The sequence below is a fragment of the Pseudomonas sp. B13(2017) genome (genome assembly GCF_002113245.1).
GTDB lineage: Bacteria > Pseudomonadota > Gammaproteobacteria > Pseudomonadales > Pseudomonadaceae > Aquipseudomonas > Aquipseudomonas putida_Z.
Map to the genome: position 1 here is coordinate 157,385 of NZ_NEJX01000003.1, position 26,919 is coordinate 184,303.

Annotated in this window: 27 protein-coding genes and 1 pseudogene; 11 read left to right on the forward strand and 17 right to left on the reverse strand. The window is 64.1% G+C overall.

Translation table 11 applies throughout. The features are described 5' to 3' along the window. Nucleotides 1–42: 42 nt before the first annotated feature. From CAG44_RS05940 to CAG44_RS05960, 5 genes are read right to left on the reverse strand one after another with little or no spacing between them, the layout of a single operon-like run. On the reverse strand, nucleotides 43–345 hold the full coding sequence (locus CAG44_RS05940; RefSeq protein ID WP_025337827.1) for a lipid asymmetry maintenance protein MlaB: 303 nt from the start codon (nucleotides 343–345) through the stop codon (nucleotides 43–45). Beyond that, nucleotides 342–989: a phospholipid-binding protein MlaC gene (locus tag CAG44_RS05945; RefSeq protein ID WP_025337826.1), complete on the reverse strand. Its 648-nt coding sequence runs from the start codon at nucleotides 987–989 to the stop codon at nucleotides 342–344. The genes CAG44_RS05940 and CAG44_RS05945 overlap by 4 nt, the downstream gene beginning before the upstream one ends. Before the next feature lie 9 nt (nucleotides 990–998). After that, nucleotides 999–1,484, reverse strand: coding sequence for an outer membrane lipid asymmetry maintenance protein MlaD (gene mlaD, locus CAG44_RS05950; RefSeq protein WP_003257921.1), 486 nt, complete (start codon nucleotides 1,482–1,484; stop codon nucleotides 999–1,001). After that, nucleotides 1,484–2,281 (reverse strand): lipid asymmetry maintenance ABC transporter permease subunit MlaE, encoded by a 798-nt coding sequence (gene mlaE / locus CAG44_RS05955; protein ID WP_025337825.1) that lies wholly within the window; start codon nucleotides 2,279–2,281, stop codon nucleotides 1,484–1,486. The genes mlaD and mlaE overlap by 1 nt, the downstream gene beginning before the upstream one ends. Beyond that, nucleotides 2,281–3,090, reverse strand: a complete 810-nt coding sequence (locus CAG44_RS05960; protein WP_012270662.1) for an ATP-binding cassette domain-containing protein — start codon at nucleotides 3,088–3,090, stop codon at nucleotides 2,281–2,283. The genes mlaE and CAG44_RS05960 overlap by 1 nt, the downstream gene beginning before the upstream one ends. Nucleotides 3,091–3,338: 248 nt before the next feature. On the opposite strand from CAG44_RS05960, the gene CAG44_RS05965 reads away from it, so the two are divergent. The 10 genes from CAG44_RS05965 (at nucleotide 3,339) to CAG44_RS06010 (ending at nucleotide 10,351) form a co-directional block, all read left to right on the forward strand. Beyond that, on the forward strand, nucleotides 3,339–4,313 hold the full coding sequence (locus CAG44_RS05965) for an SIS domain-containing protein (protein WP_085691756.1): 975 nt from the start codon (nucleotides 3,339–3,341) through the stop codon (nucleotides 4,311–4,313). Between the two features lie 12 nt (nucleotides 4,314–4,325). Continuing rightward, entirely contained in the window at nucleotides 4,326–4,850 is a 525-nt protein-coding gene (locus CAG44_RS05970; protein WP_024086339.1) for an HAD family hydrolase, read from the forward strand. 8 nt (nucleotides 4,851–4,858) lie between these two features. Then, nucleotides 4,859–5,431: an LPS export ABC transporter periplasmic protein LptC gene (gene lptC / locus CAG44_RS05975; protein WP_025337824.1), complete on the forward strand. Its 573-nt coding sequence runs from the start codon at nucleotides 4,859–4,861 to the stop codon at nucleotides 5,429–5,431. Beyond that, on the forward strand, nucleotides 5,418–5,942 hold the full coding sequence (lptA, locus tag CAG44_RS05980; protein ID WP_015269063.1) for a lipopolysaccharide transport periplasmic protein LptA: 525 nt from the start codon (nucleotides 5,418–5,420) through the stop codon (nucleotides 5,940–5,942). The genes lptC and lptA overlap by 14 nt, the downstream gene beginning before the upstream one ends. Then, nucleotides 5,943–6,668 carry an LPS export ABC transporter ATP-binding protein gene (gene lptB / locus CAG44_RS05985; protein WP_015269062.1) on the forward strand — a complete coding sequence of 242 codons (726 nt, stop codon included), beginning with the start codon at nucleotides 5,943–5,945 and terminating at the stop codon, nucleotides 6,666–6,668. Nucleotides 6,669–6,843: 175 nt separating this feature from the next. After that, the gene (locus CAG44_RS05990; RefSeq protein ID WP_015269061.1) at nucleotides 6,844–8,337 is read left to right on the forward strand and encodes an RNA polymerase factor sigma-54; all 1,494 of its coding nucleotides are present in this window, start codon (nucleotides 6,844–6,846) and stop codon (nucleotides 8,335–8,337) included. Between the two features lie 79 nt (nucleotides 8,338–8,416). After that, nucleotides 8,417–8,725, forward strand: a complete 309-nt coding sequence (gene hpf, locus CAG44_RS05995) for a ribosome hibernation-promoting factor, HPF/YfiA family (protein WP_003255135.1) — start codon at nucleotides 8,417–8,419, stop codon at nucleotides 8,723–8,725. Between the two features lie 12 nt (nucleotides 8,726–8,737). Beyond that, the gene (gene ptsN, locus CAG44_RS06000; RefSeq protein ID WP_015269060.1) at nucleotides 8,738–9,202 is read left to right on the forward strand and encodes a PTS IIA-like nitrogen regulatory protein PtsN; all 465 of its coding nucleotides are present in this window, start codon (nucleotides 8,738–8,740) and stop codon (nucleotides 9,200–9,202) included. Nucleotides 9,203–9,204: 2 nt separating this feature from the next. Continuing rightward, nucleotides 9,205–10,059 (forward strand): RNase adapter RapZ, encoded by an 855-nt coding sequence (gene rapZ / locus CAG44_RS06005; protein ID WP_085587488.1) that lies wholly within the window; start codon nucleotides 9,205–9,207, stop codon nucleotides 10,057–10,059. Nucleotides 10,060–10,078: 19 nt separating this feature from the next. After that, entirely contained in the window at nucleotides 10,079–10,351 is a 273-nt protein-coding gene (locus CAG44_RS06010; RefSeq protein WP_023660775.1) for an HPr family phosphocarrier protein, read from the forward strand. Nucleotides 10,352–10,779: 428 nt separating this feature from the next. Here the strand turns inward: CAG44_RS06010 and CAG44_RS06015 are convergent. The 4 genes and pseudogenes from CAG44_RS06015 to pmbA form a co-directional block, all read right to left on the reverse strand. Then, nucleotides 10,780–11,390 (reverse strand): annotated as a pseudogene (locus CAG44_RS06015) (superoxide dismutase). Between the two features lie 75 nt (nucleotides 11,391–11,465). Next, on the reverse strand, nucleotides 11,466–12,842 hold the full coding sequence (locus tag CAG44_RS06020) for a lyase family protein (RefSeq protein ID WP_085691757.1): 1,377 nt from the start codon (nucleotides 12,840–12,842) through the stop codon (nucleotides 11,466–11,468). Beyond that, complete coding sequence (locus CAG44_RS06025) at nucleotides 12,835–13,236, reverse strand: hypothetical protein (RefSeq protein ID WP_025337819.1); 402 nt, start codon at nucleotides 13,234–13,236, stop codon at nucleotides 12,835–12,837. The genes CAG44_RS06020 and CAG44_RS06025 overlap by 8 nt, the downstream gene beginning before the upstream one ends. A 241-nt stretch (nucleotides 13,237–13,477) precedes the next feature. Next, nucleotides 13,478–14,824 (reverse strand): metalloprotease PmbA, encoded by a 1,347-nt coding sequence (pmbA, locus tag CAG44_RS06030; protein WP_025337818.1) that lies wholly within the window; start codon nucleotides 14,822–14,824, stop codon nucleotides 13,478–13,480. A 108-nt stretch (nucleotides 14,825–14,932) separates the two neighbouring features. On the opposite strand from pmbA, the gene yjgA reads away from it, so the two are divergent. Then, nucleotides 14,933–15,454, forward strand: coding sequence for a ribosome biogenesis factor YjgA (gene yjgA / locus CAG44_RS06035; RefSeq protein ID WP_025337817.1), 522 nt, complete (start codon nucleotides 14,933–14,935; stop codon nucleotides 15,452–15,454). 139 nt (nucleotides 15,455–15,593) lie between these two features. On the opposite strand, the gene tldD is transcribed toward yjgA, so the two are convergent. The 8 genes from tldD to mreB form a co-directional block, all read right to left on the reverse strand. Then, a complete protein-coding gene (gene tldD / locus CAG44_RS06040) occupies nucleotides 15,594–17,033 on the reverse strand; it encodes a metalloprotease TldD (RefSeq protein WP_025337816.1) in 1,440 nt (479 codons plus the stop codon). A 2-nt stretch (nucleotides 17,034–17,035) separates the two neighbouring features. Continuing rightward, complete coding sequence (locus tag CAG44_RS06045; RefSeq protein WP_085691758.1) at nucleotides 17,036–17,887, reverse strand: carbon-nitrogen hydrolase family protein; 852 nt, start codon at nucleotides 17,885–17,887, stop codon at nucleotides 17,036–17,038. 8 nt (nucleotides 17,888–17,895) lie between these two features. Then, on the reverse strand, nucleotides 17,896–21,729 hold the full coding sequence (locus CAG44_RS06050; RefSeq protein WP_085691759.1) for a YhdP family protein: 3,834 nt from the start codon (nucleotides 21,727–21,729) through the stop codon (nucleotides 17,896–17,898). 82 nt (nucleotides 21,730–21,811) lie between these two features. Then, nucleotides 21,812–23,269, reverse strand: coding sequence for a ribonuclease G (gene rng / locus CAG44_RS06055; protein ID WP_013971067.1), 1,458 nt, complete (start codon nucleotides 23,267–23,269; stop codon nucleotides 21,812–21,814). A 54-nt stretch (nucleotides 23,270–23,323) separates the two neighbouring features. Beyond that, a complete protein-coding gene (locus tag CAG44_RS06060; protein ID WP_085691760.1) occupies nucleotides 23,324–24,037 on the reverse strand; it encodes a nucleoside triphosphate pyrophosphatase in 714 nt (237 codons plus the stop codon). 33 nt (nucleotides 24,038–24,070) lie between these two features. Continuing rightward, complete coding sequence (gene mreD, locus CAG44_RS06065) at nucleotides 24,071–24,559, reverse strand: rod shape-determining protein MreD (protein ID WP_015269051.1); 489 nt, start codon at nucleotides 24,557–24,559, stop codon at nucleotides 24,071–24,073. Further along, on the reverse strand, nucleotides 24,559–25,575 hold the full coding sequence (gene mreC / locus CAG44_RS06070) for a rod shape-determining protein MreC (RefSeq protein ID WP_350013044.1): 1,017 nt from the start codon (nucleotides 25,573–25,575) through the stop codon (nucleotides 24,559–24,561). Before mreC ends, mreD begins: the two co-directional genes overlap by 1 nt. A gap of 225 nt (nucleotides 25,576–25,800) precedes the next feature. Then, a complete protein-coding gene (mreB, locus tag CAG44_RS06075; RefSeq protein ID WP_003255163.1) occupies nucleotides 25,801–26,838 on the reverse strand; it encodes a rod shape-determining protein MreB in 1,038 nt (345 codons plus the stop codon). Between the last annotated feature and the right edge of the window lie 81 nt (nucleotides 26,839–26,919).

Below are 26,919 nucleotides of genomic sequence, written 5' to 3' on the forward strand. Positions count from 1 at the left end.
GAGGGCTTCGCTGACCGAGGGGCCATCATCCGTGCCAGGCCATCAGGTTGCCAGCACTTCATCGAGGTCATAGACCTCGGCAATTTCCCGCATATCGTCGGGCATGCTGCGCACCTGGCAACCCTTGCCGGCGGCCTGGGCATCACGCATGAATGCCAGCAGCAACGACAGGCCGACACTGGTGGAGCGCTGCACTGCCGAGCAATCGAGCACCAGCTGCGCCTCGCGGCAGGCCGCGATCAGCGCCTTGCCCTGCTTGCGCAGGGCCGGCCCGCTGCGGTAGTCCAGCACGCCGGCCAGGCGCAGCACGCCCGGCTCGGCCATGCTTACACCGGCCTCACTCATTTGACGGTCTTCTCTGGCGAGTTGTCGGCGGCCTGCTTGGCCTTGGCCACTTCGCCGGCCCAGCCGTCGATGGTCTTGTCCAGGTCGTTGCCATTGCGCTGCATGGCGTCGGCGAACTGGTCGCGGAACAGCTTGCCGATGTTGATGCCGTTGACGATTACGTTACGCACCTTCCACTCGCCGCCGATGTTTTCCAGGGTGTACTGCACCGGATACACGGCACCGTTGTTGCCGGTGACCTTCATGCCAACGCTGGCGCGCTTGCCGTCATCAGCCTTGGCCGGGTCGACAGTGATGCCCTGGTTGTTGTACTCGAGCAGGGCATTGCCATAGAACTGCATCAGGCTGCGCTTGAAGTTTTCCTGGAAGCGCTGCATCTGCTCGGGGGTAGCCTTGCGCGAGTACTTGACGGTCATGATGCTTCTGGAAATACCGTCAGCGTCCACCACCGGGCCGAGGATGCGGTTCAGCGCATCGTAGAAGGCGTTGGGGTTGGACTTGTACTGTTCCTTGTTGGCCTTGAGGTCGCCCAGCAGTTCAGTGGTGGTGCCCTGAACCACATCGTGAGGCGTCTGCGCAGCCATGGTCAGCAGGGGGAAGGCCGCCAGCAGGACCAGCAGGCCACGTCGCAGGATGGAAATCATGGAAACTCCTTAATTAGCCGGTTGCGCTTCTTTCGGTTCCTTGCCAACGGAGTTGAGCAGGAACTTGCCAATCAGATCTTCCAGCACCAGCGCCGACTGGGTGTCGTGGATGGTCCCGCCGTCCTTGAGCACCTGGTCCTCACCGCCCACGCTGATGCCGATGTACTTCTCGCCAAGCAACCCGGCGGTCAGGATCGAAGCAGTGGAGTCGGTCGGCAGGTTGTCCACCGACTTGTCCAGCTGCAGCGTCACCCGACCGGTGTACGAATCACGGTCCAGATCGATGGCGGTAACCTTGCCGATGGTCACACCGGCCATGGTCACTTTAGCTCTGACCGTCAAACCGGCGATATTGTCGAAGTAGGCATAAACTTTATAGGTATCGCTGCTCGGGCTGGCCGACAGCCCGCTGACACGCAGGGCGAGCAGCAGCAGCGCCAGGATCCCGGCCAGGAGGAACAGGCCGACACCGATTTCCAGGGTGCGGTTTTGCATCAGAAATCTCCAAACATCAAGGCGGTCAGAATAAAGTCCAGACCCAGCACTGCCAACGAGGCATAGACCACGGTCTTGGTGGTGGCACGGCTGATCCCTTCTGAGGTGGGCTCACAGTCGTACCCCTGGAATACGGCGATCCAGGTCGTGACGAAGGCAAATACCAGGCTCTTGATCAGCCCGTTGAGCACGTCGTCGGTGAACGAAACACTGTTCTGCATGTTGGCCCAGAACGAGCCCTCGTAGACGCCCAGCCAGTCCACCGCCACCCACGAGCCACCCCAGATGCCGACCACGCTGAAGATCAGCGCCAGCAACGGCAGCGAGATGAAACCGGCCCACAGGCGCGGCGCGACGATGTACTTGAGCGGGTCGACGCCGATCATTTCAAGGCTCGACAACTGCTCGGTGGACTTCATGTTGCCGATTTCTGCGGTCAGCGCCGAACCGGCACGGCCGGCGAACAGCAATGCCGTCACCACCGGGCCGAGCTCACGCAGCAGGGTCAGGGCGACCATCTGCCCCACTGCCTGCTCCGAGCCGTACTTGGTCAGGATGCTGAAGCCCTGCAACGCCAGCACCATGCCGATGAACACGCCGGACACGACGATGATCGCCAGCGACAGCACGCCCACCGAATACAGCTGCTTGACCAGCAGCTGGAAGCCGCCACCGATGCCGCCACGGCCGATCAGCGCATGGAACAGGAACAGGCAGGAGCGCCCCAGCACCGCCAGCACGTCGATGGCCGAGCGCCCCAGCAGGCGGACACGTTCGAGTAAGGATTTTCTGCGCATCAACGCGCTCCCAGCAGGTCGGCGCGGTAGTCAGGCGCAGGGAAATGGAAAGGCACCGGGCCGTCCGGGTCGCCCTTCATGAACTGGCGAATGCGCGGGTTGTCCGAGCCCATCAGCTCGTCAGGCGTACCCTGGCCCAGCACCTGGCCATCACCTACCACATAGATGTAGTCGGCGATGCTGGCGGTTTCCGCCAGGTCGTGGGAAACGACGATGCTGGTGATACCCAGGGCGTCGTTGAGCAGGCGGATCAGACGCACCAATACACCCATGGCGATCGGGTCCTGGCCGACGAACGGTTCGTCGTACATGAGGATCTGCGGGTCCAGGGCAATCGCCCGGGCCAACGCCACTCGGCGTTTCATGCCACCGGACAGCTCGTCGGGCATCAGGTCGATGGCTCCGCGCAGCCCCACGGCCTGCAGCTTCATCAGCACGATATCGCGGATCATCTCGTCCGACAGCTGGGTGTGCACGCGCAGCGGGAACGCGACGTTCTCGAACACATCGAGATCGGTGAACAGCGCGCCGCTCTGGAACAGCACCCCCATTTGCTTGCGGGCGTCGAACAGGTCGCTGCGCGACAGCGTCGGCAGGTTTTGCCCGGCAACCCAGACCTCACCGCTGGAGGGGCGCAACTGCGCGCCCATCAGGCGGAGCAACGTGGTCTTGCCGCAACCCGATGGCCCCATGATACCGGTGACCTTGCCGCGCGGGATGCGAATGTCGACGTTGCTGAAAATGCTGCGCGAACCGCGTTTGAAGGTAACCCCCTTCAACTCGACCGCGTAGGCGCTATCCACACTCATCTAGACTCCTTGCTAGTGCAGCCTCGTCCTAATGGACGTCGGCCTCCATCTGGAAGGCACAAGCGCCCCTGGCAGGCCGAATAGCGGCGAACTATAGCACCGCTGACAGCGCCGCCCCAAGGTCGGCTAACGAGTCGTTCAGCCCTGCGACAGGCTGGCGAGACATTCACCACGGCAATCGAAAGCGTGAGGGTTTCTTTCATTGCAGCTATAATCGCCGCCTTTTCATCAGGCATTGCTTTTTCGACATGAGCCAATCCAGCGAGCTGATCCAATCCGCCCAACGCACCCTGCGCCTGGAACTCGAGGCCGTAGAGGCCCTGCTGGCGCGCATCGACGACAATTTCGTCAAGGCCTGCGAACTGATCCTGGCCAGCAAGGGCCGGGTCGTCGTGGTCGGCATGGGCAAGTCCGGGCACATCGGCAACAAGATCGCCGCCACCCTGGCCAGCACCGGCACGCCGGCGTTTTTCGTGCACCCGGCCGAAGCCAGCCATGGCGACATGGGCATGATCACCCGCGATGATGTCATCCTTACCCTGTCGAATTCCGGCAGCACCGCCGAAATCGTCACCCTGCTGCCGCTGATCAAGCGCCTGGGCATCAAGCTGATCAGCCTGACCGGCAACCCGGACTCGCCCCTGGCCCAGGCTGCCGAGGTCAACCTCGACGCCCGCGTCGAGCAAGAGGCCTGCCCGCTGAACCTGGCCCCCACCTCCTCCACCACCGCATCGCTGGTGCTGGGCGACGCGCTGGCCATTGCCCTGCTCGAAGCCCGCGGCTTCACCGCCGAGGACTTTGCCTTCTCGCACCCGGGTGGTGCACTGGGCCGCCGCCTGCTGCTCAAGGTGGAAAACGTGATGCACGCCGGCGACGAACTGCCCCAGGTGCCCCGCGGCACCCTGCTCAAGGACGCACTCCTTGAAATGTCCCGCAAAGGCCTGGGCATGACCGTGATCGTCGAAGCCGATGGCAAGCTGGCAGGGATCTTCACCGACGGCGACCTGCGCCGCAGCCTGGACCGCAACATCGACGTCCACACCACCCTGATCGACCAGGTAATGACTGTGCACGGCAAGACGGCCCGCGCCGAAATGCTCGCGGCCGAGGCCCTGAAGATCATGGAAGACCACAAGATCGGCGCCCTGGTGGTGGTGGACCGCGAGGACCGCCCCACCGGCGCCCTGAACATGCACGACCTGCTGCGCGCCGGCGTGATGTAAAGGAGCGATGGAATGAACCAGGACCTCATGCAACGCGGCAAGAACATCAAGCTGGCAGTGTTCGACGTGGACGGCGTGCTCACCGACGGGCGCCTGTACTTCCTCGAGGACGGCAGCGAGTTCAAGACCTTCAACACCCTCGACGGCCAGGGCATCAAGATGCTCATGGCCTCGGGCGTGACCACCGCGATCATCAGCGGGCGCAAGACCCCGGTGGTCGAGCGCCGGGCGAAAAACCTCGGCATCCCGCACCTGTACCAGGGCCGCGAGGACAAACTGGTGGTGCTGGACGGCCTGCTCGCCGAACTGGGCCTGAGCTATGCTCAAGTGGCCTACCTGGGCGACGACCTGCCCGACCTGCCGGTAATCCGCCGGGTCGCCCTGGGCATGGCAGTGGCCAACGCCGCGCCGTTCGTTCGCCAGCACGCCCATGGCGTGACCCAGGCACGTGGCGGCGAAGGCGCGGCCCGTGAATTCTGCGAACTGATCATGCAGGCCCAGGGCACCCTGGACGCTGCCAACGCCAACTACCTGTAAGGCTGCCCATGTTCAGCAAGAAAGCCCGCAACATTGCGCTGCTCGCGGTGATCGCCGCCCTGCTGGTGGCGATCGGCTACTGGAATGTCAGCCCGGAAAGCTTCCTCGACAAGCCGGTGACCCAGGTCGACGAAAGCGCCATCGACTACTACGCGGTCAACGCCCACAGCGTGCAGTTCCTGCCCGACGGCAAACTGCAGTACGAAATGACCGCCGACAAGGTCGAACACCTCAAGGCCAGCGAAATCACCCTGCTGACCACGCCAGACCTGCACCTGTACCGCGGTACCGAATACCCGTGGCACGTGCAGAGCACCCGCGCCGAAGTCAACCCGGACGGCAGCGAAGTCGAACTGATCGACAACGTACGGGTCGCCCGCACCGACGAAAAGCAGCGCGAAATGATCATTACCAGCTCACGCATGACCGTGTTCCCGCAGAAGCAATATGCGCAGACCGAGCAAGCCGTTAGAATCGACGGCGCCGGTGGCACAACTACGGGCAAAGGAATGAAAGCGTATTTGAAAGAAGGCAAGATGGACTTGCTCTCTAACGTAAGAGGACAGTATGAGGCTCGTTAAAACCCTCCCCCTTTTGCTCAGCCTGAGCGCAGCACTGGGAAGCGCGAGCGCCCTCGCCCTGCCGAACGACCGTGACCAGCCTATCCGCATCCAGGCCGACAACGCCCACCTGGACGACAAGCAGGGCGTGGCCACCTACACCGGCGACGTGATCATCACCCAGGGTTCGATGATGATCAAAGGCAACACCGTGACCATCACCCGCTCCGCCTCCGGCGACATTGACGTGGTGACCTCGGTGGGCAACCTGGCCTACTTCGAGCAGCAGCAGAGCGCAGCCAAGCCAGACAAGATGAAAGGCTGGGCGGTGACCATCCAGTACCAGTCGCAGAAGGACATGGTGATCCTCACCGACCGCGCCAAGGTCGAGAACGAGGGCAACACCACCGAAGGCGAGAAGATCGTCTACAACACCCAGACCCAGGTGGCAACCGCCGGTCGCGGTGGCAACGTGACCTCGCCGCGTCAGCGTATCGACATGGTGATCCAGCCCAAGAAGAAGGCCGAGTAAATGGCAACCCTCAAAGCCCAGCACCTGGCCAAGAGCTACAAGGGGCGGCAGGTCGTACGTGACGTCAGCCTGTCGATCGACAGCGGCCAGATCGTCGGCCTGCTCGGCCCCAACGGCGCCGGCAAGACCACCTGCTTCTACATGATCGTCGGCCTGGTCCAGGCCGATCAGGGGCGCGTGCTGATAGACAACCTCGATGTCAGCCACCAGCCCATGCACGGTCGCGCCCGCGCCGGCATCGGCTACCTGCCGCAGGAAGCCTCGATCTTCCGCAAGCTGTCGGTGGCCGACAACATCATGGCCATCCTCGAGACCCGCAAGGAGCTCGACCGCGACGGCCGGCGCAAAGAGCTGGAAAGCCTGCTGCAGGAGTTCCACATCAGCCACATTCGCGACAACCTCGGCATGAGCCTGTCCGGTGGTGAGCGCCGCCGCGTGGAAATTGCCCGCGCGCTGGCGACCGCACCCAAGTTCATCCTGCTGGACGAACCGTTTGCCGGTGTCGACCCGATTTCGGTCGGCGACATCAAGCAGATCATCCATCACCTCAAGGCCAAGGGTATCGGTGTACTGATCACCGACCACAACGTGCGTGAGACCCTGGATATCTGCGAAACCGCCTATATCGTCAACGATGGCCGGCTGATCGCCGAAGGCGACGCCGAAACCATCCTGGCCAACGACCTGGTCAAAGAGGTTTACCTGGGCCACGAGTTCCGGCTCTGAGCCCGGCACGCGCCTGGAGTACTGGCAAATCGCCCTGAAACCCGGGGTAAAGTGTAACGGTGCTCTAGGCAAACGCTACAATTTAAGGCATAAAACTTGCTTGATCTGGCGCCCCGGCGCCCTCGTGTAGTGGATGGCGCATGCGCGCCGGCGAACAAGGTATTAAGCCCCAGCCATGAAACCATCGCTCGTCCTAAAAATGGGCCAGCAACTGACGATGACACCGCAGTTGCAACAGGCCATCCGCCTGCTCCAGCTCTCTACCCTGGACCTCCAACAGGAAATCCAGGAAGCGCTGGAGTCGAACCCGATGCTCGAACGTCAGGAAGACGGCGACGACTTCGACAACAGCGACCCGATGGCGGACAACGCCGAGAACAAGCCGGCCGCCGAAGTCCAGGACAACAGCTTCCAGGAAAGCACTACCAGTGCCGACACCCTGGAAGACGGTGAGTGGAGCGAGCGCATCCCCAATGAACTGCCGGTCGACACCGCCTGGGAAGACATCTACCAGACCAGTGCCAGCAGCCTGCCGAGCAACGACGACGACGAGTGGGACTTCACCACCCGCACATCGGCCGGCGAAAGCCTGCAAAGCCACCTGCTGTGGCAGCTGAACCTGGCTCCGATGTCCGACACCGACCGCCTGATCGCCGTCACCCTGATCGACAGCATCAACGGCCAGGGCTACCTGGAAGACACCCTCGAGGAAATCTGCGCCGGTTTCGACCCGGAGCTGGATATCGAGCTGGACGAGGTCGAAGCGGTGCTGCACCGCATCCAGCAGTTCGAGCCAGCCGGCGTTGCCGCCCGCACCCTGGGCGAATGCCTGTTGCTGCAACTGCGCCAGCTGCCTGCCAGCACCCCGTGGATGGCCGAAGCCAAGCGCCTGGTCACCGACTTCATCGACCTGCTCGGCAGCCGTGATTACAGCCAGCTGATGCGTCGCATGAAAATCAAGGAAGACGAGCTGCGCCAGGTCATCGAACTGGTACAAAGCCTCAACCCGCGCCCCGGCTCGCAGATCGAGTCCAGCGAGCCCGAGTATGTGGTGCCCGACGTCATCGTGCGCAAGGACAGCGACCGCTGGCTGGTGGAGCTGAACCAGGAGGCCATTCCGCGCCTGCGCGTCAACCCGCAGTACGCCGGTTTTGTGCGCCGGGCCGACACCAGCGCCGACAACACCTTCATGCGCAACCAGCTACAGGAAGCGCGCTGGTTCATCAAGAGCCTGCAAAGCCGCAACGAAACCCTGATGAAGGTGGCCACGCAGATCGTCGAGCACCAGCGCGGCTTCCTCGACCACGGCGATGAAGCGATGAAGCCGTTGGTACTGCATGACATCGCCGAAGCGGTGGGCATGCACGAGTCGACCATTTCGCGGGTAACCACGCAGAAATACATGCACACCCCGCGTGGCATCTACGAACTGAAATACTTTTTCTCCAGCCACGTCAGCACCTCCGAAGGCGGAGAATGCTCGTCTACGGCGATCCGCGCGATCATCAAGAAACTGGTTGCGGCGGAAAATCAGAAAAAGCCATTGAGTGACAGCAAGATCGCTGGTTTACTGGAGGCACAAGGCATCCAGGTAGCCCGTCGCACCGTCGCCAAGTACCGCGAGTCCCTCGGCATCGCACCGTCGAGCGAGCGCAAGCGACTGATGTAGCCCCTGAGATGTGCCACAGCGTTTGTGGGGCAGGTGCAAGACCTGCCTCTTTATGCACGGGCAACAAAGGAGAAGCTGTATGCAAGTCAATATCAGTGGACAGCATGTAGAAGTCACCCAGCCACTGCGCGATTATGTGCTTGAAAAGCTCGCTCGCGTGGAAAGTCACTTCGACAAGATCACCAACGTGCAGGTCATCATGAAAGTCGAGAAGCTGCAGCAGAAGGTCGAGGCGACCTTGCAGATTCCCGGCGGCGAAGTGGTTGCCAACGCCGAACACGAAGACATGTATGCAGCGATCGACGCCTTGGCCGACAAGCTCGACCGCCAACTGAAAAAACACAAGGAAAAACAGCAAAGCCTGCTGCAAGGTGCAGCTGCCCGCTGATCCCCCTCATCCATGATCCGACTTGAAACCATCCTGACCCCCGGCCGTTCCCTCGTGAACGTGCCGGGCGGCAGCAAGAAGCGCGCCCTGGAAAAGGTCGCCACCGTCATCGCCGAACAAGTGCCCGAACTGGAGATGCAAGACGTCTTCGAAAAACTGGTCGCCCGGGAAAAACTCGGCTCGACCGGTTTCGGCAACGGCATCGCCATCCCGCACTGCCGGCTTGAAGGATGTTCCGCTCCGGTCAGCGCCCTGCTGCACCTGGAAGCCCCTATCGACTACGACGCCATCGATGGCGCGCCGGTGGACCTGCTGTTCGTCCTGCTGGTGCCAGAAGCCGCCACCGATGCCCATCTGGAACTGCTGCGCCAGATTGCCAGCATGCTCGATCGCAAGGAGGTCCGTGATCGCCTGCGTGCGGCCACCAGCAGCGAGGCCCTGTTCCAGGTTGTCCTGGACGTACAGAACGAGCACTGAACATGCGCCTGATCATCGTCAGCGGCCGGTCCGGCTCCGGCAAGAGCACCGCCCTCGATGTCCTGGAAGACAACGGTTTCTACTGCATTGACAACCTGCCCGCCGGGCTGCTGCCACAGCTGGCGGAAAATGCGCTGATCAATACCGAGTTGCTGCAACCCAAGGTCGCCGTGTCGATCGACGCGCGCAACCTGCCCAGCCACCTGACGCGTTTCCCCGAGTTGCTCGAAGAAGCCCGCGCTCGGCATATCCAGTGCGACGTGCTGTACCTGGATGCCGACGAAGACATGCTGCTCAAGCGCTTCTCGGAAACCCGCCGGCGCCACCCGCTGACCAACGCCAACCGCTCGCTCGCGGAAGCGATTCGGGTGGAAAGCGAATTGCTGGGGCCGATTGCGGACCTGGCCGACCTGAAGATCGACACCACCAGCCTGAACCTGTACCAGTTGCGTGATTCGATCAAGCTGCGCCTGCTCAACCAGCCCGAGCCTGGCACCGCGTTCCTGGTCGAGTCGTTCGGCTTCAAGCGCGGAATGCCGGTCGATGCCGACCTGGTGTTCGATGTGCGCTGCCTGCCCAACCCCTACTGGAAGCCCGAGCTGCGTGAGCACTCCGGCCTCGACCAACCGGTGATCGACTACCTGGCTGCACAGCCGGATGTCGAAGAGATGTTCAACGACATTTCCAGCTACCTGCTCAAGTGGCTGCCCCGCTTCGCCGCCAGCAACCGTGCCTACGTCACCATTGCCATTGGCTGCACCGGCGGTCACCACCGCTCGGTGTACATCACCGAACGCCTTGGCCAGCTGCTGCAGCAATCCCTGAAAAACGTCCAGGTCCGCCACCGCGACCTCTAGCCCAAGGATCCGCCCCACGATGCCCGCCCGTGAAATCACCATCATCAACAAGCTGGGTCTGCATGCCCGGGCGGCAGCCAAGTTCGTCGGCGTTGCCGGCCGCTTCCCCTGCCAGGTCAGGGTTGGCCGTGCGCCGGACAAGCTGGTGGATGGCAAGAGCATCATGGCGGTGATGATGCTGGCGGCCGGCAAAGGTACCCAGGTGCACCTGCATACCGAAGGCGAGCAGGACGTTGATGCCATGGATGCGCTGGTCGAGCTGATCAACAACTTCTTCGACGAAGGCGAATGAAATTCGCTGGCCCGCACGGTCTGTGTGGGAACAGCGTTTTTGCGCACAACGCCTGTGGGAGATTGCCCAGTCCTTTGGGCTGCAAGCGGTACGCGTACCCTGTGGGAGCGGCTTTAGCCGCGAAGAATCCAACGCGGTGCATGGCACCGGCTGCGCCGGTGTTCGCGGCTAAAGCCGCTCCCACAGAGTCCCCGCTAATTCAATGAGTTATGTGCCGCTCCCACAGCGAAGCCGGTGAACACCCCATCATCCGGCGCAAACCGATGCACAGCCCCAAGCTGGCCAGGCCAGGTCCAACCAAGCGAAGCCGCGCGCCAATAGCAACGCAGTGCCTGCCAGCAACAGCAAAGTCCCAAGCGTCAGGCGAAACAGGCGAAACAGGCGCACACGGCTGACGGACATCATCTGGGAGCGCATACCGGGGAGACTCACTTCAGGGTTTCGAGGTAGCGGCGCTCCACTTCCGCCCAGTCAATGACGTTGTAGAAGGCACCGATGTATTCCGGACGACGGTTCTGGTACTTCAAGTAGTAGGCATGCTCCCACACGTCCAGGCCGAGGATTGGCGTGTTGCCGTGCATCAGCGGGCTGTCCTGGTTGCCGCTGCTTTCCACTACCAGGGTTTCTGCGGGGTCACGCTGAGCCAGGCCCAGCCACTGCCGAAGCGGGTCAGCGCAGCCTTGGTGAAGGCCTCCTTGAAGGCATCGAAGCCGCCCAGTTGGGTGTCGATGGCCTGCGCCAGAGCGCCCTGCGGCTCTCCCCCGCCCTGCGGCGACATCACGGTCCAGAACAGGCTGTGGTTGGCGTGCCCGCCGCCATGGTTGGTCACCGCACCACGCAGGCTTTCCGGCAGTTGCCCGACCGCGCCGAGCAGTTTTTCCACCGGCCACCCAGCCCACTCGGTGCCTTCGATGGCGGCGTTGAGGCCATTGACGTAGGTCTGGTGGTGCTTGGTGTGGTGGATTTCCATGGTCTGCGCGTCGATGTGCGGTTCCAGCGCAGCGTAGGCGTAAGGCAGTGCAGGCAAGGTATGGGGCATATCAGTGAATTCCGTAGGCATGGGTTGGGCGATGACCAACGCGGCCACCGCTGGCGCTTGGGCCGTGACTCAGTGTCAGATACCACCGGCGGTGAGTTTCTCCGGGTCCAGCAGCGCTTCCAGTTGGTCACGCGACAGGTCGGTGTGCTCCAGCGCCACATCGATGATCGGACGGCCCTGCTTGTAGGCGGTCTTGGCGATTTCGGCAGCCTTGAGGTAGCCGATGATCGGGTTCAGCGCCGTGACCAGAATCGGGTTGCGTGCCAGGGCTTCCTTGAGCTTGCTTTCGTTGACCTTGAAGCTGGCGATGGCCTTGTCGGCCAGCAGGCGGCTGACGTTGGCCATCAGCTCGATGCTCTCCAGCAGGTTGCGGGCGATCACCGGCAGCATCACGTTCAGCTCGAAGTTGCCGGACTGGCCGGCGATGGCGATGGTGGCGTCATTGCCGATCACCTGGGCGGCGACCATGGCGGTGGCCTCCGGAATCACCGGGTTGACCTTGCCCGGCATGATCGAAGATCCCGGCTGCAGGCCTTGCAGCTCGATTTCGCCCAACCCGGCGAGCGGGCCAGAGTTCATCCAGCGCAGGTCGTTGGCGATCTTCATCAGCGCCACGGCGGCAGTCTTGAGCTGGCCGGACAGGGCCACGGCGGTGTCCTGCGAGCCGATCAGGGCGAACAGGTTCTGCCCGGGGGTGAACTCGACCTGGGTCAGGCCGCTGAGCTGGCGGGCGAAACCGGCAGCGAACTGTGGGTGAGCGTTGATGCCGGTGCCCACGGCGGTGCCACCCTGGGCCAGCGCCTGCAGGCTCGGCAGGGTCGCTTCGATGTGTGCCTTGGCGCCATTGATCTGCGCCGCCCAGCCATCCAGCACCTGGCTCATGCGCACTGGCATGGCGTCCATCAGGTGGGTGCGGCCGGTCTTCACGTACTGATGCACCTGTGCCGACTTGGCCTCGATCACCTGTACCAGGTGCGCCAGGGCTGGCAGCAGTTGCTCGTGCAGGGCCAGGGCGGCGCTGACGTGAATGGTGGTCGGGATGATGTCGTTGCTGCTCTGGCCGCAGTTGACGTGGTCGTTGGCGTTGACGGCCTCACCCAGCACGCGGCTGGCCAGAGTCGCGATCACCTCGTTGGCGTTCATGTTCGAGCTGGTGCCGGAGCCGGTCTGGAACACATCCACCGGGAAATGCTGGATGAATTCACCCGCCAGTAGTTGCTCGACTGCCGTGACGATGGCCTGGCCCTGCGCGGTCGACAGCTGTTCCAGTTCGACGTTGGCCTTGGCCGCGGCAGCCTTGGCCAGCAGTAGCGCGCGAATGAACTGGGCCGGCATGCGCTGGCCGCTGATCGGGAAGTTGTCGACCGCGCGCTGGGTCTGGGCACCGTACAGGGCCTGGGCCGGCACCTGCAGTTCGCCCATGCTGTCACGCTCGATACGGGTATCACTCATCATCAAATCCTTGCATCAGTTCATCGGGAGAAATCGACGGCAGCAGGCGGCAATTGGCCAACTGCAGGGCGTAGGGCTGCCAGCGCTGGTTCTGTGCCTCGCGGTCGAGGTTGCGCAGGTCCAGCAATGGGCGCCAGGCCTGGTCCAGGCACAGGCAGCGCCAATGCCAGGGCAGCATGCGGTCGCAGGCGGTATCCAGCAGCAGGCGGAAGGAGGTCAGCGCCACCGTCCATGGCGAGGTCTCGGTGCAGCACACCAGGTAACGGCCTTCAGCCAGGTAATGCTCGATCAGGCGCGGCTCGTCGGGCTCGAGCGCACAGCGGATGCGTCGGCTGAGCCAGCGCCAGTTTTCCAGGTAGGGCAGTTCGCGGAGGACGGGTTTCATGAACATCATCGCCGGGTTACTGGATAATGATATTCATTATTAAGTGATAAACAGAATCACTTCAAGAGGAAGGTGATGAAACAAAAAACCCGGCGTGGGGCCGGGTCTTCGGTTTCATTGAGAATTCTCTATAGCCTGCACCGGCCTCTTCGCGGGCTTGCCCGCTCCCACAGGGATCGCACAGGTTTCAAGCTTGTGCAGTATCTGTGGGAGCGGGCAAGCCCGCGAAGAGGCCGGTACAGGCTATGGATCAGCTACCGGCGACTGTCATCCGCTCGATCAGCACCGAGCCGGTGTGAATGTTGCTGCGGGTCTCAAGATCGCTGCCAATCGCGACAATCTGCTGGAACATGTCTTTCATGTTCCCGGCAATGGTCACTTCCTGCACCGCGTGCTGAATCTCGCCATTCTCGACCCAGAACCCTGCCGCGCCACGGGAATAATCCCCCGTCACCATGTTCAGGCCATGCCCCATCAACTCGGTCACCAGCAGCCCGCGGCCCATGCGCCGGATCAGCGCCGCCTGGTCTTCGACACCATGGCTGACGAACAGGTTGTGCACGCCGCCGGCATTGGCCGTGCTTGGCAAACCCAGCTTGCGCCCGGAATAGGTACCCAGCAGGTACGACACCAGCTCACCCTTGTCGACGAACGGCTTGGCATAGGTAGCCAGGCCATCGCCGTCGAATGCGGCACTGCCCAGTGCCCGCGGAATGTGCGGGCGCTCGTCAAGGGTCAGCCAGGTGGGGAACAGGCGCTGGCCAATGGTCCCCTCCAGGAACGACGACTTGCGGTACAGGTTGCCGCCGGAGATGGCCGACAGGAAGCTGCCGAACAGGCCACCGGCCAGCTCGGCCGAGAACAGCACCGGCACCTCGCAGGTCGGCACCGGTCGCGCACCCAGGCGGCTGGCGGCACGCTGGGCAGCGCGCACGCCGATGCTACGCGGGTCTGCCAGCAGGTTGCCCTGGCGGTTCACATCGTACCAGTAGTCGCGCTGCATCTGGCCGTCGCCTTCGGCGATCATCACGCAGCTCAGGCTGTGCCGGGTCGAGGCGTAGCCACCGATGAAACCATGGCTGTTGCCATACACTCGGCAGCCCTGGTGGGTATTGAGGGTGGTGCCGTCGGCATTGAGGATACGCGGGTCGGCGTCGAACGCCGCCGCCTCGCAGGCCAGGGCCATCTCGATGGCCTTCTCCGGCTCGAGGTTCCAGTCGTGGTACAGGTCCAGGTCCGGGATCTCGCGGGCCATCAACGCTGCGTCGGCCAGGCCGGAACATTCGTCCTCGGAGGTATGCTTGGCAATCGCCAAGGCCGCGGCGACGGTTTCGCGGATCGCTTCCGGGCCACTGGCCGAGGTGCTGGCCGAGCCTTTGCGCTGACCCACATAGAGGGTGATGCCAAAGCCCTGGTCGCGGTTGAACTCGACCGTTTCGACCTCTCGCTGGCGTACCGTGGTGGACAGGCCCTGCTCCAGCGACACCGCCACTTCGCAGGCACTGGCCCCCTGGCGGCGCGCTTCGGCGATGATCGCCTCGACCTGCTCCTGCAATGCTGGCAGGTCCTTCGGACCTACGCTCTGGACTGCACTCATGGTTCTCTCCACTCAAATTCTGCGTTCGGCGAGGGTCATTCTACGACCGGGCCGGACAAGCGGCCCCCGACTGGTTATCATGGCGGCGATTTCTAGCGGACTGCCACCATGGTTGATTCAAACGACGACGCCTTCGACGGCGAAAAAAGCAAAACCCAGATCAAGCGCGAGCTGCATGCGCTGGTCGAACTCGGCGAGCGCCTTACCACGCTCAAGGCCGATACCCTGGCTCGCCTGCCGTTGACCGACGAGCTGCGCAAGGCCCTGGCCGAAGCCAGCAAGCACACCGCTCACGGTGCCCGCAAACGCCACATGTCGTTTGTCGGCAAGCTGATGCGCGTGCAGGACCTGGATGCCATCCACGCCTTGCTCGAACAGATGGACAGCTCGACCCGCCAGTACAACGAGCGCTTCCACGGCCTGGAGCGCTGGCGCGACCGGTTGATCGACGGTAACGACGAAGACCTCGAGCGCTTCGTCAGCGAATACCCCGACACCGACCGCCAGCAACTGCGCTCGCTGGTACGCCATGCCCAGCACGAGAAGGCGCGGAACAAACCGCCTGCCGCCGCGCGCAAGGTGTTCAAGTACATCCGCGACCTCGACGAGCTGCAGCGCGGCTTGCGCTGATCACCCTGGGGCCGCTTTGCGGCCCAATCGCGACACAAGGCCGCTCCCACAGTAAGTGCGCAGCCATTTCTGCATGGCGCAATCCCTGTGGGAGCGGCCTTGCGTCGCGAAAGGACCGCAAAGCGGTCCCAGATGGCCATCACGCCCCTGTACCGCCCACAGTAATCGCGTCCAGCTTCAAGGTCGGCTGCCCGACCCCCACCGGCACCGACTGCCCGTCCTTGCCGCAAGTCCCTACCCCGCTGTCCAGCGCCAGGTCGTTACCGACCATCGACACCCGGCTCATCGCCTCCGGGCCATTGCCGATCAGGGTCGCCCCCTTCACCGGCGCGGTAATCTTGCCGTCTTCGATCAGGTAGGCCTCACTGGTCGAGAACACGAACTTGCCGCTGGTGATGTCCACCTGGCCACCGCCGAGGTTGGCGCAATAGATGCCCTTCTTCACCGAAGCGATGATTTCCTGAGGGTCGCTTTCGCCGGCACGCATGTAGGTGTTGGTCATGCGCGGCATCGGCAGGTGCGCGTAGGATTCGCGGCGGCCGTTGCCGGTCACCGCCATGCCCATCAGGCGCGCGTTCAGCTTGTCCTGCATGTAGCCCTTGAGCACACCGTTCTCGATCAGCGTGGTGCACTCGGTCGGGGTGCCTTCGTCATCCACGCTCAGCGAGCCACGGCGGCCTTCGAGGGTGCCGTCGTCGACGATGGTGCACAGGCTCGATGCCACCTTCTCGCCAATGCGGCCGCTGAACGCCGAACTGCCCTTGCGGTTGAAATCACCTTCCAGGCCATGGCCGACAGCCTCGTGCAGCAGAACGCCCGACCAGCCCGACCCCAGCACCACCGGCAGGGTACCAGCCGGTGCCGGGATCGCCTCCAGGTTCACCAGGGCCTGGCGCAGTGCTTCGCGGGCATAGCCCATGACCCGCTCTTCGGTGAAGAAGCGGTAGTCGGTACGCCCGCCACCGCCCTGCCCGCCACGCTCGCGGCGGCCATTCTGCTCGACGATGACGCTGACGTTGAAGCGCACCAGCGGGCGCACGTCGGCGGCCAGGCTGCCATCGGCCGCAGCGATCAGGATGCGTTCCCAGACCCCGGCCATGCTCACACTGACCTGCTGGATACGTGGGTCCAGGGCACGGGTGGCGGCGTCGACACGCTTGAGCAGGTCGACCTTTTCAGCACGGCTGAGCACATCCAGCGGGTTGTCCGCCGGATAAAGGGCAGTCACGTCCTGGCTGCGGAAGGCCTGCACCTTGCCGTTCTGCCCGGCACGGGAGATCGAACGGGCGGCACGGGCGGCCGAGGTCAGCGCTTCGAGGTTGATTGCGTTGCTGTAGGCAAAGCCGGTCTTTTCACCGGACTGGGCACGCACGCCCACGCCCTGGTCGAGGTTGAAACTGCCCTCTTTGACGATGCCGTCTTCCAGCGCCCAGGTTTCCGAGATCTGGCCCTGGAAATACAGGTCGGCGGCATCGATGCCGGGGCCGGCCAACTCACCCAGCACGCTCTGCAGGCTGTCCAGGGTCAAGCCGCCTGGGGCCAGGAGCTGCTCGCTGACGGTGGATAACATCTGGCTCATAGTCACTCCGAGGTGTGCGCAGGCCGCAACGCGCCCTGCGAGAAAAAGCGCCGGTGCGATACCACCGGCATGCGCGCCCGGATGGACGCTTGTTCGTCAATGTCGCGCTCGGCGAGCAGTACCGCTTCACCTTGCGCCTGTTCCGCGACGATGCGCCCCCAGGGGTCGACGATCGCCGCATGGCCATGGGTTTCCCGTGGCCCCGGGTGAGTGCCGCCCTGCGCCGCAGCCAGCAGGTAGCACTGGGTCTCGATGGCACGGGCGCGCACCAGCACTTCCCAGTGCGCCGCGCCCGTTACCGCAGTGAAGGCGGCCGGCGCAGTGATCAGTTCCGCACCAGCGGCGCGCAGTGCGCTGTACAGTTCGGGGAAGCGCAGGTCGTAGCACACGCTCAGCCCCAGCCGCCCCACCGGCGTATCAGCCACCACTACCTGGGCGCCGTGGGCATAGTCGTCAGACTCGCGGTAACGGCCACGGTTGTCGGCAACGTCCACATCGAACAGGTGCAGCTTGTCATAGCGTGCCGCTACCTCACCGTGTTCGTCGATCAACAGCGAGCAGGCATGCGCCTTGGCTTCAGGCTGGCCGACCGGTGGCAATGGCAAGGTACCGGCGACAATCCATAACTTGAGGTCGCGGGCGGTATGTTTCAACCATGGCAGGATCGGCCCTTCGCCCAACGCTTCGGCGCGGCCGATGGCAGCGGCGTCCTTGCGGCCCATGGCGGCGAAGTTTTCTGGCAGCACGGCCAGCCGTGCACCGCCAAAGGCGGCCTGCTCCAGCAGGGCACCGGCGCGCTGCAGGTTGGCCAGCACATCGTCCTGGCTGACCATCTGGATTACAGCTGCCTTCATGGGCACTCCTAGCGGGATTTCTCGAAAGGTTTCACAAATGTGATTCTAGGCTCTTTCACCGGACCTTCGACACGGTAGTGCACGCTGGCGAAGCGCGACACGCGGTCGCCGATCAGCCGGTCGACCAGGAACAGCGCCCCGCCCACGGCCGGCGCGCCGACAATCAAGGCCGCCAGCGGCAGGTTGTTGGTCACTGGCAGGCTCACCTGCAGGTTGGCATCGACCCGGTCGCGTACCAGGTCCAGGGTACCGTCCAGCTCGAAGTTGCTCGACGGGCCAGTCACGGCGATTGGCTCGCGGGTCACATAGACACCGTTACTGGCCACCAGCAAGCCTTTGACCCGGTCGTAGGCCAGGCCCTTGTCGAACAGGTCGGAGAAGTCCAGGCGCAAGCGCCGCCCGATGGAGTTGAAGTTCAGCAGGCCGAACACCCGCAGCGCCTGGGCACTGCCTTCGACCTCGACGAACTGGCCGGTGCGCAGCGCTGCGTCCATGCTGCCAGAGAAGCGCTTGAGGCTCACCGAGGCCGGCGAACCCGGCCAGCGGCCATCCACATCCAGGCGGAAGTCGCGGCTGGTCACGGTCGGGGCAAAGCCCCAGGCCTTGAGCACATCCGCCAGGTTCTTGCCGTCCAGGCGCCCTTTGTACCAGCTGCTGGTGCCGCCCGGTTCGCCTTCCCAGCCGCCGCCACCATCGATACGCAGGCCTTTGAAGTCGAGGTCGATGTCGCTGGCGGTCACGCCACGCGCGGTCGGCCGCAGCTTGAGCGACGCACTGCCGAACAGGTCGTCACCGCGATAGAGCTTGTCGATGCTCAGGTCCAGCGCCGGCACCTTGCGCGGGTCGAACGAGGCCAGCGGGTCCGGGCCCTCCTCGGCCTGTGCCTCGGCCTGCTTTTCAGCTGCGCTGGCGGCGGGCAGGCGCAAGGTCTGCATGCGCACGACCATGGGCGCGCCCTTGGCATCCGGCACCCGGGCGTTGCCGATGACTTCCTTGCTGTCGAGGCGCAAATCCCAGGCGGGGCCACCACGGGCCAGGCGCACCACGGCCTGGTTCAGGTCCAGGCCAAAGGCTTTCAGCTGGCCGATGCTCAGGTCGACGCCTTGCAGGTTCTGCCGCGCGCTACCACCCGGGTCGTTACCGGCCAGGCGCGCGGCCTGTTCCTGCCAAGGCCCCAGGTCCAGCGCCTCCAGGTGCCCGCGCACTCGCAGGCCCTGGCCGGCAGGTACCTGGGCGTCCCCGGCGCCCAGCAGCAACTCGCCACGGCCCTGCCCCAGCTTCTCGGCCGGCGCGGCGTAGGCAAAGCGGGCAAGGTCGGTGTAGGCGACATCGAAGCGCCGCTCCGGCCCCTGCAGGGTCATGCTGAAACGGGTGTCACGGGTATCGGACGCTGCCTTGCCAAAGGGTGCTGGCAGGTCGATGGCCAGGCCCTTGAGGCTGGAATTGATGCTCAGGCGGTTGTCCCGGCTACCCAGGCTGACCTGCAACTGGTACGGCAGGTCGCCGGAAGCCGGCAAGGCCTGGTTGAACTGCAGCCAGTCGGTCAGTGCCTTGAGCGACACCTGGCCGCTGGCGTTGACGCGTGTCTGCATCTGCCCGGGCTGGCCTTCGGCGGTGATTTGCGCCGTCACCGGCTTGCCGAAGGCGTGCAGGCTGATGCCCTTGCCGCTCAGGCCCTTGTCCAAATCAAAACTGAAGTCACCCTTCAGGCGGCTCAAATCCAGGCTCGGCGGCGCGACCTTAAGCCGCGCATCGTCGGTGGCAAAGTCCACCTGCACTTTCGGCCGCTGCCCGTGGGCCAGCGGAATGTCGAGCTTGACCTTGCCCTTGAGCGGCCCCTCGCCCTCCCAGCCAGCGAAGATCTCGCCAGTGCCGATTGGCGCTTCCTTGAGGATCTTCAGGCCATCGCCCAGGCTGCCGTCGAAGTCGCCATCGAGGTACAGGTGGCTTTGCTGGCCCTGGTCGACATGCGGGATATCGACGCTCACATCACTGACCTTGGTGTCGAGCAGTACGCCACGCTGGGCCTTGATGCGCACACCGCTGTCCTCGATGAACACATCGCCATCCACGTGCTGCACCTGCGGCCAGCCCGGCTGGAAGTCCAGGGCCGCATCACGCACCTTGAAGAACAGGCTGATGCTGCGGGCTTCCGGCGCGACGCCATGGTTCAGCGAGCCCTGGTACTGGAAGTAGCCTTCGTCCACCGTGCCTTTGACGATCGCACTGCGCAGCCATTCGTCAAGGGCGGGGCTGAGCACCTCGGGCAGGTACTTGGCGGTGTAGCGGCCATCGCCTTCGGTCAGGCCGACGCGCAGGTCCATGTAGTCCTCGCGGCCCTCTTCGAACAACAGGCGAATGAGGAAGTCACCGGCGATCTTGCCCTCCTCGCCGAGTACCTTGAGGTAAGGCGCGACCAGGGTGAAACCTTCCTTGTCCAAGGCCCAGGTCAGGCGCGCATTGGCCTTCTGGTAGTGCCAGGGTTTGGCGAAGATCGGGTACAGATGCAGCATGAACGCATCGGTATCAAGGCGCAGTTCGCCATGGCCAAGGTCACCGCTGATGCTGCCGCTGACGTTACCGGCTGCAGGAGCATTGTGATAGGCATCGAAACCGACCTTCTCCAGGTTGGCTTCGAACTGCAGGCGCTGGTCACCCTCGGCCTTGGGCCGGGCCTCCAAGCGCACATTGCGCAGCGCGCCGGTCACCTTCAGGCCATCGACCACGGCCATGACCTTGTCCGGCAGCGGCGCCAGGGCATTGATCAGCGGGGTCAATGGCGTGAGGTCGAGGCGGTCAGCCTGCACTTGCCAGCTTTCCGCGGCAGCGTCCTCGCCTGGACGCTGCTGCAATTGCAGGTGCGACTCCCAACGGGTCTTGCCGACATCCATGGCCAGGGAGTCGACCACCACATCGAAGCCCTGCTCCCGGCGCTGGAACCAGGCGCCCAGGGCCAGGTTGTTCAGCTTGGCCGCCTTGCGCCCGGCATAGGCGCCCTGCAACTCCGGTGCATTGAGGCGTACAACGGCCTGCTGCAACTGCCCCTTGCGCCAGTCGACCCAGAACTCGCCGCCCGCCCGCAGGGCGTCGGCATGCCACTGGCCCAGCAGGCGTGGTGGCAGCCAACGCGCCCAGTCACTCTGTGGCAGGCTCAGGTAGGCTTCGACCTGGCCGTCGCGCCAGGCGTTGGCCGAGGCACGACTGCGCAGGTTCAGCGACAGGGGCTGGCCATCGGGCAGGGTCGCGCGCAGGTCCAGGGCATGGCGCGAAGCCCCGGCCTGCAGGCCGACACTCACATAAGTCAGGGTCAACGGGTCGCGCTGCCAGGGGTGCAGGGTGACCTGGCTGTCGAACACATCGATGCGGCCCAACTGGCGCAGGCGCTGCAACAACTCGGCGGGGTCGAGCGGCGTATCGTCCTTCTTCGGCAGGCCTTCGAGGCTCCAGGCGCCCTGCTCGTTCTCGCGCAGGATCAGTTGCAGGCCGCCCAACTGAATGCGTGCCAGGCGTACCTCGCGGGCGGAGAGGCTGGCCCAGACATCGGGTACCACCTTGACGTCGTCCAGGCGCAGGGCCGTGGCCCCCTCGCCCAGTTGCAGGTCGCGCACCCGCAGCACCGGTGCCAGGCCGCTCCAGCGGCCTTCCAGGGCACCGACGTGCACGGGCAGGCCCAAAGCCTGTTCGGCCTTGCTTTCCATATCGGCGCGGTACTCGGCCACCAACGGCACCAGTTCGCGGCCGAGGCTGACATACAGCGCCACCAGTACCGCCAGCAGGGCGCAAACGCCCAGCCCCCAACGGGTCAAGGCGACAAGAACGCGGGTCAGACGTCCCATGGCCATGGCCCTCCAGGTCGTTTATCCATGATGGCCCGTCGTCCCGGTTTTGCCAGCCCGGGCCACCCGCGGCGCGTTTCAGAAGGCCTCAGAGCAGCACCACATCGTATTGTTCCTGCGAATACATCGACTCCACCTGGAAACGAATGGTTCGGCCGATGAAGGCCTCCAGTTCCGCGACGTTACCGGACTCTTCATCCAGCAACCGGTCGACCACCTTCTGGTTGGCCAGCACGCGGTAGCCTTCGGCCTGGTAGGCACGGGCCTCGCGCAGGATCTCGCGGAATATTTCGTAACAGATGGTCTCGGGGGTTTTCAGCTTGCCACGGCCCTGACAGGCCAGGCAGGGCTCGCACAGCACCTGTTCCAGGCTTTCCCGTGTGCGCTTGCGGGTCATCTGCACCAGGCCCAGCTCGGTGATGCCGATGATGTTGGTCTTGGCGTGATCGCGCTCCAGCTGCTTTTCCAGGGTGCGCAGCACCTGGCGCTGGTGCTCCTCGTCTTCCATGTCGATGAAGTCGATGATGATGATGCCGCCGATATTGCGCAGGCGCAGTTGCCGGGCGATGGCTGTGGCGGCCTCGAGGTTGGTCTTGAAGATGGTCTCTTCAAGGTTGCGATGGCCGACGAAGGCGCCGGTGTTCACATCGATGGTGGTCATCGCTTCAGCGGGGTCGACCACCAGATAGCCGCCGGACTTCAGCGGTACCTTGCGCTCGAGTGCGCGCTGGATCTCGTCCTCGACGCCGTACAGGTCGAAAATCGGCCGTTCGCCCGGGTAGTGCTCGAGGCGGTCGGCGATTTCCGGCATCAGCTCGCCAACGAACTGCGTGGTCTTCTGGAAGGTTTCCCGCGAGTCGATGCGGATCTTCTCGATCTTCGGGTTGACCAGGTCACGCAAGGTACGCAGGGCCAGGCCCAGGTCCTCGTAGATGACCGTGGGCGCACCGCAGGTCTTGATCTGGGTGCCGATTTGCTCCCACAGGCGGCGCAGGTAGCGAATGTCTTGCAGGATCTCTTCAGCGCGTGCGCCTTCGGCGGCGGTACGCAGGATGAAGCCACCGGCGTCCTTGATGTTCTCGCTTTCCATGCAGTCGCTGACCACCTGCTTGAGGCGCTCGCGCTCGGCTTCGTCTTCGATCTTCAGGGAAATGCCGACATGGCTGCTGCGCGGCATGTACACCAGGTAGCGCGACGGGATCGACAGCTGGGTGGTCAGGCGCGCGCCCTTGGTGCCGATCGGGTCCTTGGTCACCTGCACCACCAGGGCCTGGCCCTCGTGCACCAGGGCGGTGATGTTCTCTACCGCCGAGCCTTCGCGCTGGGATATTTCCGAGGCATGGATGAATGCCGCGCGCTCCAGGCCGATGTCGACGAAGGCCGCCTGCATGCCCGGCAGCACACGCACCACCTTGCCTTTGTAGATATTGCCGACGATGCCCCGGCGCTGGGTGCGCTCGACATGCACTTCCTGCAGCACCCCGTTTTCCACCACCGCCACGCGCGACTCCATCGGGGTGATGTTGATCAGGATCTCTTCACTCATGGCAGGCTCTCGTCAAAGGTCTTGGATAATGATGGATGGCGTATGCAGTGCTGGCTACCGCTGGTTTGTTACCTCTGGCGTATGCGCGGGCGATTGCCAGCAGGCAATGCCGAATTGGCCAAGCAGTTCGGCCGTTTCACTGAGGGGCAAACCGACCACCGCCGAGTAGCTGCCGGAAAGGCCGGTGACGAACACCGCGCCCAAGCCCTGGATGGCATAGCCGCCGGCCTTGTCCGCGGGCTCGCCGCTGGCCCAGTAGCGTTGCGCTTCCTCGGCGCTGATCGCACGGAAGCGCACCTTGCTGGTGACGCACAGACTGTGCACGCGCTGGCCATCGCTCAGGGCGACCGCGGTCAAAACCTGGTGCTCGCGGCCAGAAAGGTCGGCCAGCATGGCCAGGGCATCTTCGCGGTTTTCCGGTTTGCCGAGAATACGACCATCGAGCACCACGGCAGTGTCCGCACCCAGCACCACAGCCCGATCTTCCAGGGCCGCGGTGTGGCTATTCGCGGGCGCGCCCGCTCCCACAGGGAAGGCGCTGCCCTCGTGGGAGCGGGCATGCCCGCGAATGGCCTGCACTGGATGTTCCAGGCTGGCCAGGCCGGCGGCAGCCTTGGCCCGGGCCAGGCGCTCGACGTAGGCCGGGGCGCTTTCATCGGGCAGCGGGGTTTCATCGATGGGGGCACTGACAACGCTGAACGGCACGCCGATCTGGGCCAGCAGTTCACGACGACGGGGCGAGCCGGAGGCCAGGTATAGCGGGTTCATGCAGACATCTCCCTGTCAGTCGCGGCGGCGCCGTCAGTTGATATGCAAGCGTCGGCGCAGGTCGCGCAGGGCGAAGCTGATCCACGGCCAGAGCAAGGCACTGATCACCGCCGACCAGACCAACGCCAGGGTGGGCAGGCGGTTGCCGGTCAGCGCGCTGAGCCACAGCTGGATCAGCTGAGCAATGCCGAAGATCACCAGGATCACCAGGCTCTGCTGCCACATGGGGAACATGCGCAGGCGCTGCTGCAACGACAGCACCAGGAAGGTGATGAGGGTAAGGATCAGCGCGTTCTGCCCCAGCAGGGTGCCGTACAGCACATCCTCGGCCAGGCCCAGCACGAACGCGGTGGTCATGCCGACCTTGTTCGGTACGGCGAGGGTCCAGAACGACACCAGCAAGGCCAGCCACATGGGCCGGAACACTTCCATGAACTGCGGCATGGGCGAGACGCTGAGCAGCAGGCCGATGGCGAAAGTCAGCCAGATGACCCAGCCGTTGTTGCGGCGTGATGCAGCCATCATTGCCTCCGGGTGTGAGCGGGTGCGGCAGGCGCGGCAGCCGGTGTGGCAGGTGCGGCCGCCGGAGCTGCCGGCTGCGCAGCCGGGGCTGCCGGGGTCGCTGGTGTGGCCGCTGGTGTGGCCGGCGTGGCAGGGGCGCTGCCAGCTGGTGCGCCCTGCTCGCCCGTCGTGGCCGGCTGGCCTGCGGTCGAGGTGCCCTTGCGGTCAGCCTCTTCCTGGGCAATGGCGGCATCGGTGGCGCGCTGTTCCGGGCTGCGCCGGTCGCTGAACACCAGCAGCATGTAGCGGCTACGGTTGAGCGCGGCGGTGGGGATGGCACGAACGATGGCGAACGGCTGGCCGGAATCGTGGATCACTTCGTTGACCGTGGCCACCGGGTAGCCGGCCGGGAACCGTTGCCCCATGCCGGAACTGACCAGCAGGTCGCCTTCCTTGATGTCGGCGGTATCGGCCACATGGCGCAGCTCCAGGCGCTCCGGGTTGCCGGTGCCGCTGGCGATGGCGCGCAGGCCGTTGCGGTTGACCTGCACCGGGATGCTATGGGTGGTATCGGTCAGCAACAGTACCCGCGAGGTGTAGGGCATCAGCTCCACCACCTGGCCCATCAGGCCACGGGCATCGAGCACCGGCTGGCCAAGGAACACGCCATCACGCTCGCCCTTGTTGATCAGGATGCGGTGGGTGAACGGGTTGGGGTCGACACCGATCAGCTCGGCCACCTCGACCTTTTCGTTGACCAGCGCCGAGGAGTTGAGCAACTCGCGCAGGCGCACGTTCTGCTCGGTCAGGGCCGCCAGCTTCTGCAGGCGCCCCTGCAGCAGCAGGGCTTCGGTCTTGAGCTTCTCGTTTTCGGCGATCAGTTCGGTGCGGCTGCCGAACTGGCCGGCCACACCTTGCCACGCACGCTGCGGCAGGTCGGTGATCCAGTACGACTCCATGAGTACCAGGCCCATCTGGCTGCGCACTGGTTTGAGCACGTCGAAGCGCGCGTCGACAACCATCAACGCGACCGACATCACCACCAGGACGAGCAGGCGAACGCCCAGCGAAGGGCCCTTGGAGAAAAGCGGTTTAATGGGCCGTTCCTCGTGGACGACTCAGGAGGTCATTGGACATGGGACAACGCACCAGCCTGGTTGCGGGTTGACGGATACGGCGCCCCGAACGGGCGCCAGCCCAGCACATACAGGTAGCACTGTGCGTACTACCTGTAAACCGGGGCTCGTGAACAGCGAGCGGAATCACTCGCTGGAGAGCAGGTCCATCGCGTGCTTGTCCATCATCTCCAGGGCGCGACCACCGCCACGGGCGACACAGGTCAGCGGGTCTTCGGCGACGATCACCGGCAGGCCGGTTTCCTGGGCCAGCAGCTTGTCCAGGTCACGCAGCAGTGCGCCACCACCGGTCAGCACCAGGCCACGCTCGGCGATGTCCGAGGCCAGCTCGGGCGGCGATTGCTCCAGGGCACTCTTGACCGCCTGGACGATGGTCGCCAGGGATTCCTGCAGCGCTTCGAGCACTTCGTTGGAGTTCAGGGTGAAGGCACGCGGTACGCCCTCGGCCAGGTTGCGGCCGCGCACATCGACTTCGCGTACTTCGCCGCCTGGGTAGGCGGTACCGATTTCCTGCTTGATGCGCTCGGCGGTGGACTCGCCGATCAGGCTGCCGTAGTTGCGGCGCACGTAGGTGACGATGGCTTCATCGAAGCGGTCGCCGCCAACGCGGACGGACTCGGCATACACCACGCCGTTCAGGGAGATGAGCGCGATTTCAGTGGTACCACCACCGATATCGACGACCATCGAACCGCGGGCTTCTTCGACCGGCAGGCCGGCACCGATGGCGGCGGCCATCGGCTCTTCGATCAGGAACACTTCACGGGCACCGGCACCCAGCGCCGATTCGCGAATGGCGCGGCGCTCTACCTGTGTCGACTTGCACGGCACGCAGATCAGCACGCGCGGGCTCGGCTGCAGGAAGCTGTTCTCGTGAACCTTGTTGATAAAATATTGCAACATTTTTTCGCAGACGCTGAAGTCGGCGATGACGCCGTCCTTCATCGGACGAATGGCAGCAATGTTGCCAGGCGTACGGCCCAGCATGCGCTTGGCTTCGGTACCGACGGCGACGACGCTTTTCTGGTTGCCATGGGTACGGATGGCAACAACCGAGGGCTCATTCAGGACGATACCGCGCTCACGCACGTAAATAAGGGTGTTGGCAGTACCCAGGTCGATGGACAGATCGCTGGAAAACATGCCACGCAGTTTCTTGAACATGGGAAAGTGACCCTGGGGAAAGCGTGGGTAAAAAAGTGCGGCAAACTCTAACAATGGCAGGGATTTTGGGCAAGGAGCCAA

What these genes read in the sequence shown, in the direction of transcription:
- mlaD (WP_003257921.1), bottom strand. Translation starts at nt 1,484, where the DNA reads ATGCAAAACCGCACCCTGGAAATCGGTGTCGGCCTGTTCCTCCTGGCC.
- tldD (WP_025337816.1), bottom strand. Translation starts at nt 17,033, where the DNA reads ATGAGCCAGATGTTATCCACCGTCAGCGAGCAGCTCCTGGCCCCAGGC.
- hpf (WP_003255135.1), top strand. Translation starts at nt 8,417, where the DNA reads ATGCAAGTCAATATCAGTGGACAGCATGTAGAAGTCACCCAGCCACTG.
- CAG44_RS06020 (WP_085691757.1), bottom strand. Translation starts at nt 12,842, where the DNA reads ATGAGTGATACCCGTATCGAGCGTGACAGCATGGGCGAACTGCAGGTG.
- CAG44_RS06060 (WP_085691760.1), bottom strand. Translation starts at nt 24,037, where the DNA reads ATGAACCCGCTATACCTGGCCTCCGGCTCGCCCCGTCGTCGTGAACTG.
- CAG44_RS06050 (WP_085691759.1), bottom strand. Translation starts at nt 21,729, where the DNA reads ATGGCCATGGGACGTCTGACCCGCGTTCTTGTCGCCTTGACCCGTTGG.
- mlaE (WP_025337825.1), bottom strand. Translation starts at nt 2,281, where the DNA reads ATGCGCAGAAAATCCTTACTCGAACGTGTCCGCCTGCTGGGGCGCTCG.
- CAG44_RS05970 (WP_024086339.1), top strand. Translation starts at nt 4,326, where the DNA reads ATGAACCAGGACCTCATGCAACGCGGCAAGAACATCAAGCTGGCAGTG.
- CAG44_RS05940 (WP_025337827.1), bottom strand. Translation starts at nt 345, where the DNA reads ATGAGTGAGGCCGGTGTAAGCATGGCCGAGCCGGGCGTGCTGCGCCTG.
- pmbA (WP_025337818.1), bottom strand. Translation starts at nt 14,824, where the DNA reads ATGAGTGCAGTCCAGAGCGTAGGTCCGAAGGACCTGCCAGCATTGCAG.
- lptB (WP_015269062.1), top strand. Translation starts at nt 5,943, where the DNA reads ATGGCAACCCTCAAAGCCCAGCACCTGGCCAAGAGCTACAAGGGGCGG.
- mreC (WP_350013044.1), bottom strand. Translation starts at nt 25,575, where the DNA reads ATGTCGGTCGCGTTGATGGTTGTCGACGCGCGCTTCGACGTGCTCAAA.
- yjgA (WP_025337817.1), top strand. Translation starts at nt 14,933, where the DNA reads ATGGTTGATTCAAACGACGACGCCTTCGACGGCGAAAAAAGCAAAACC.
- ptsN (WP_015269060.1), top strand. Translation starts at nt 8,738, where the DNA reads ATGATCCGACTTGAAACCATCCTGACCCCCGGCCGTTCCCTCGTGAAC.
- CAG44_RS05960 (WP_012270662.1), bottom strand. Translation starts at nt 3,090, where the DNA reads ATGAGTGTGGATAGCGCCTACGCGGTCGAGTTGAAGGGGGTTACCTTC.
- CAG44_RS05945 (WP_025337826.1), bottom strand. Translation starts at nt 989, where the DNA reads ATGATTTCCATCCTGCGACGTGGCCTGCTGGTCCTGCTGGCGGCCTTC.
- lptC (WP_025337824.1), top strand. Translation starts at nt 4,859, where the DNA reads ATGTTCAGCAAGAAAGCCCGCAACATTGCGCTGCTCGCGGTGATCGCC.
- mreD (WP_015269051.1), bottom strand. Translation starts at nt 24,559, where the DNA reads ATGGCTGCATCACGCCGCAACAACGGCTGGGTCATCTGGCTGACTTTC.
- lptA (WP_015269063.1), top strand. Translation starts at nt 5,418, where the DNA reads ATGAGGCTCGTTAAAACCCTCCCCCTTTTGCTCAGCCTGAGCGCAGCA.
- rapZ (WP_085587488.1), top strand. Translation starts at nt 9,205, where the DNA reads ATGCGCCTGATCATCGTCAGCGGCCGGTCCGGCTCCGGCAAGAGCACC.
- CAG44_RS05990 (WP_015269061.1), top strand. Translation starts at nt 6,844, where the DNA reads ATGAAACCATCGCTCGTCCTAAAAATGGGCCAGCAACTGACGATGACA.
- mreB (WP_003255163.1), bottom strand. Translation starts at nt 26,838, where the DNA reads ATGTTCAAGAAACTGCGTGGCATGTTTTCCAGCGATCTGTCCATCGAC.
- CAG44_RS06025 (WP_025337819.1), bottom strand. Translation starts at nt 13,236, where the DNA reads ATGATGTTCATGAAACCCGTCCTCCGCGAACTGCCCTACCTGGAAAAC.
- rng (WP_013971067.1), bottom strand. Translation starts at nt 23,269, where the DNA reads ATGAGTGAAGAGATCCTGATCAACATCACCCCGATGGAGTCGCGCGTG.
- CAG44_RS05965 (WP_085691756.1), top strand. Translation starts at nt 3,339, where the DNA reads ATGAGCCAATCCAGCGAGCTGATCCAATCCGCCCAACGCACCCTGCGC.
- CAG44_RS06010 (WP_023660775.1), top strand. Translation starts at nt 10,079, where the DNA reads ATGCCCGCCCGTGAAATCACCATCATCAACAAGCTGGGTCTGCATGCC.
- CAG44_RS06045 (WP_085691758.1), bottom strand. Translation starts at nt 17,887, where the DNA reads ATGAAGGCAGCTGTAATCCAGATGGTCAGCCAGGACGATGTGCTGGCC.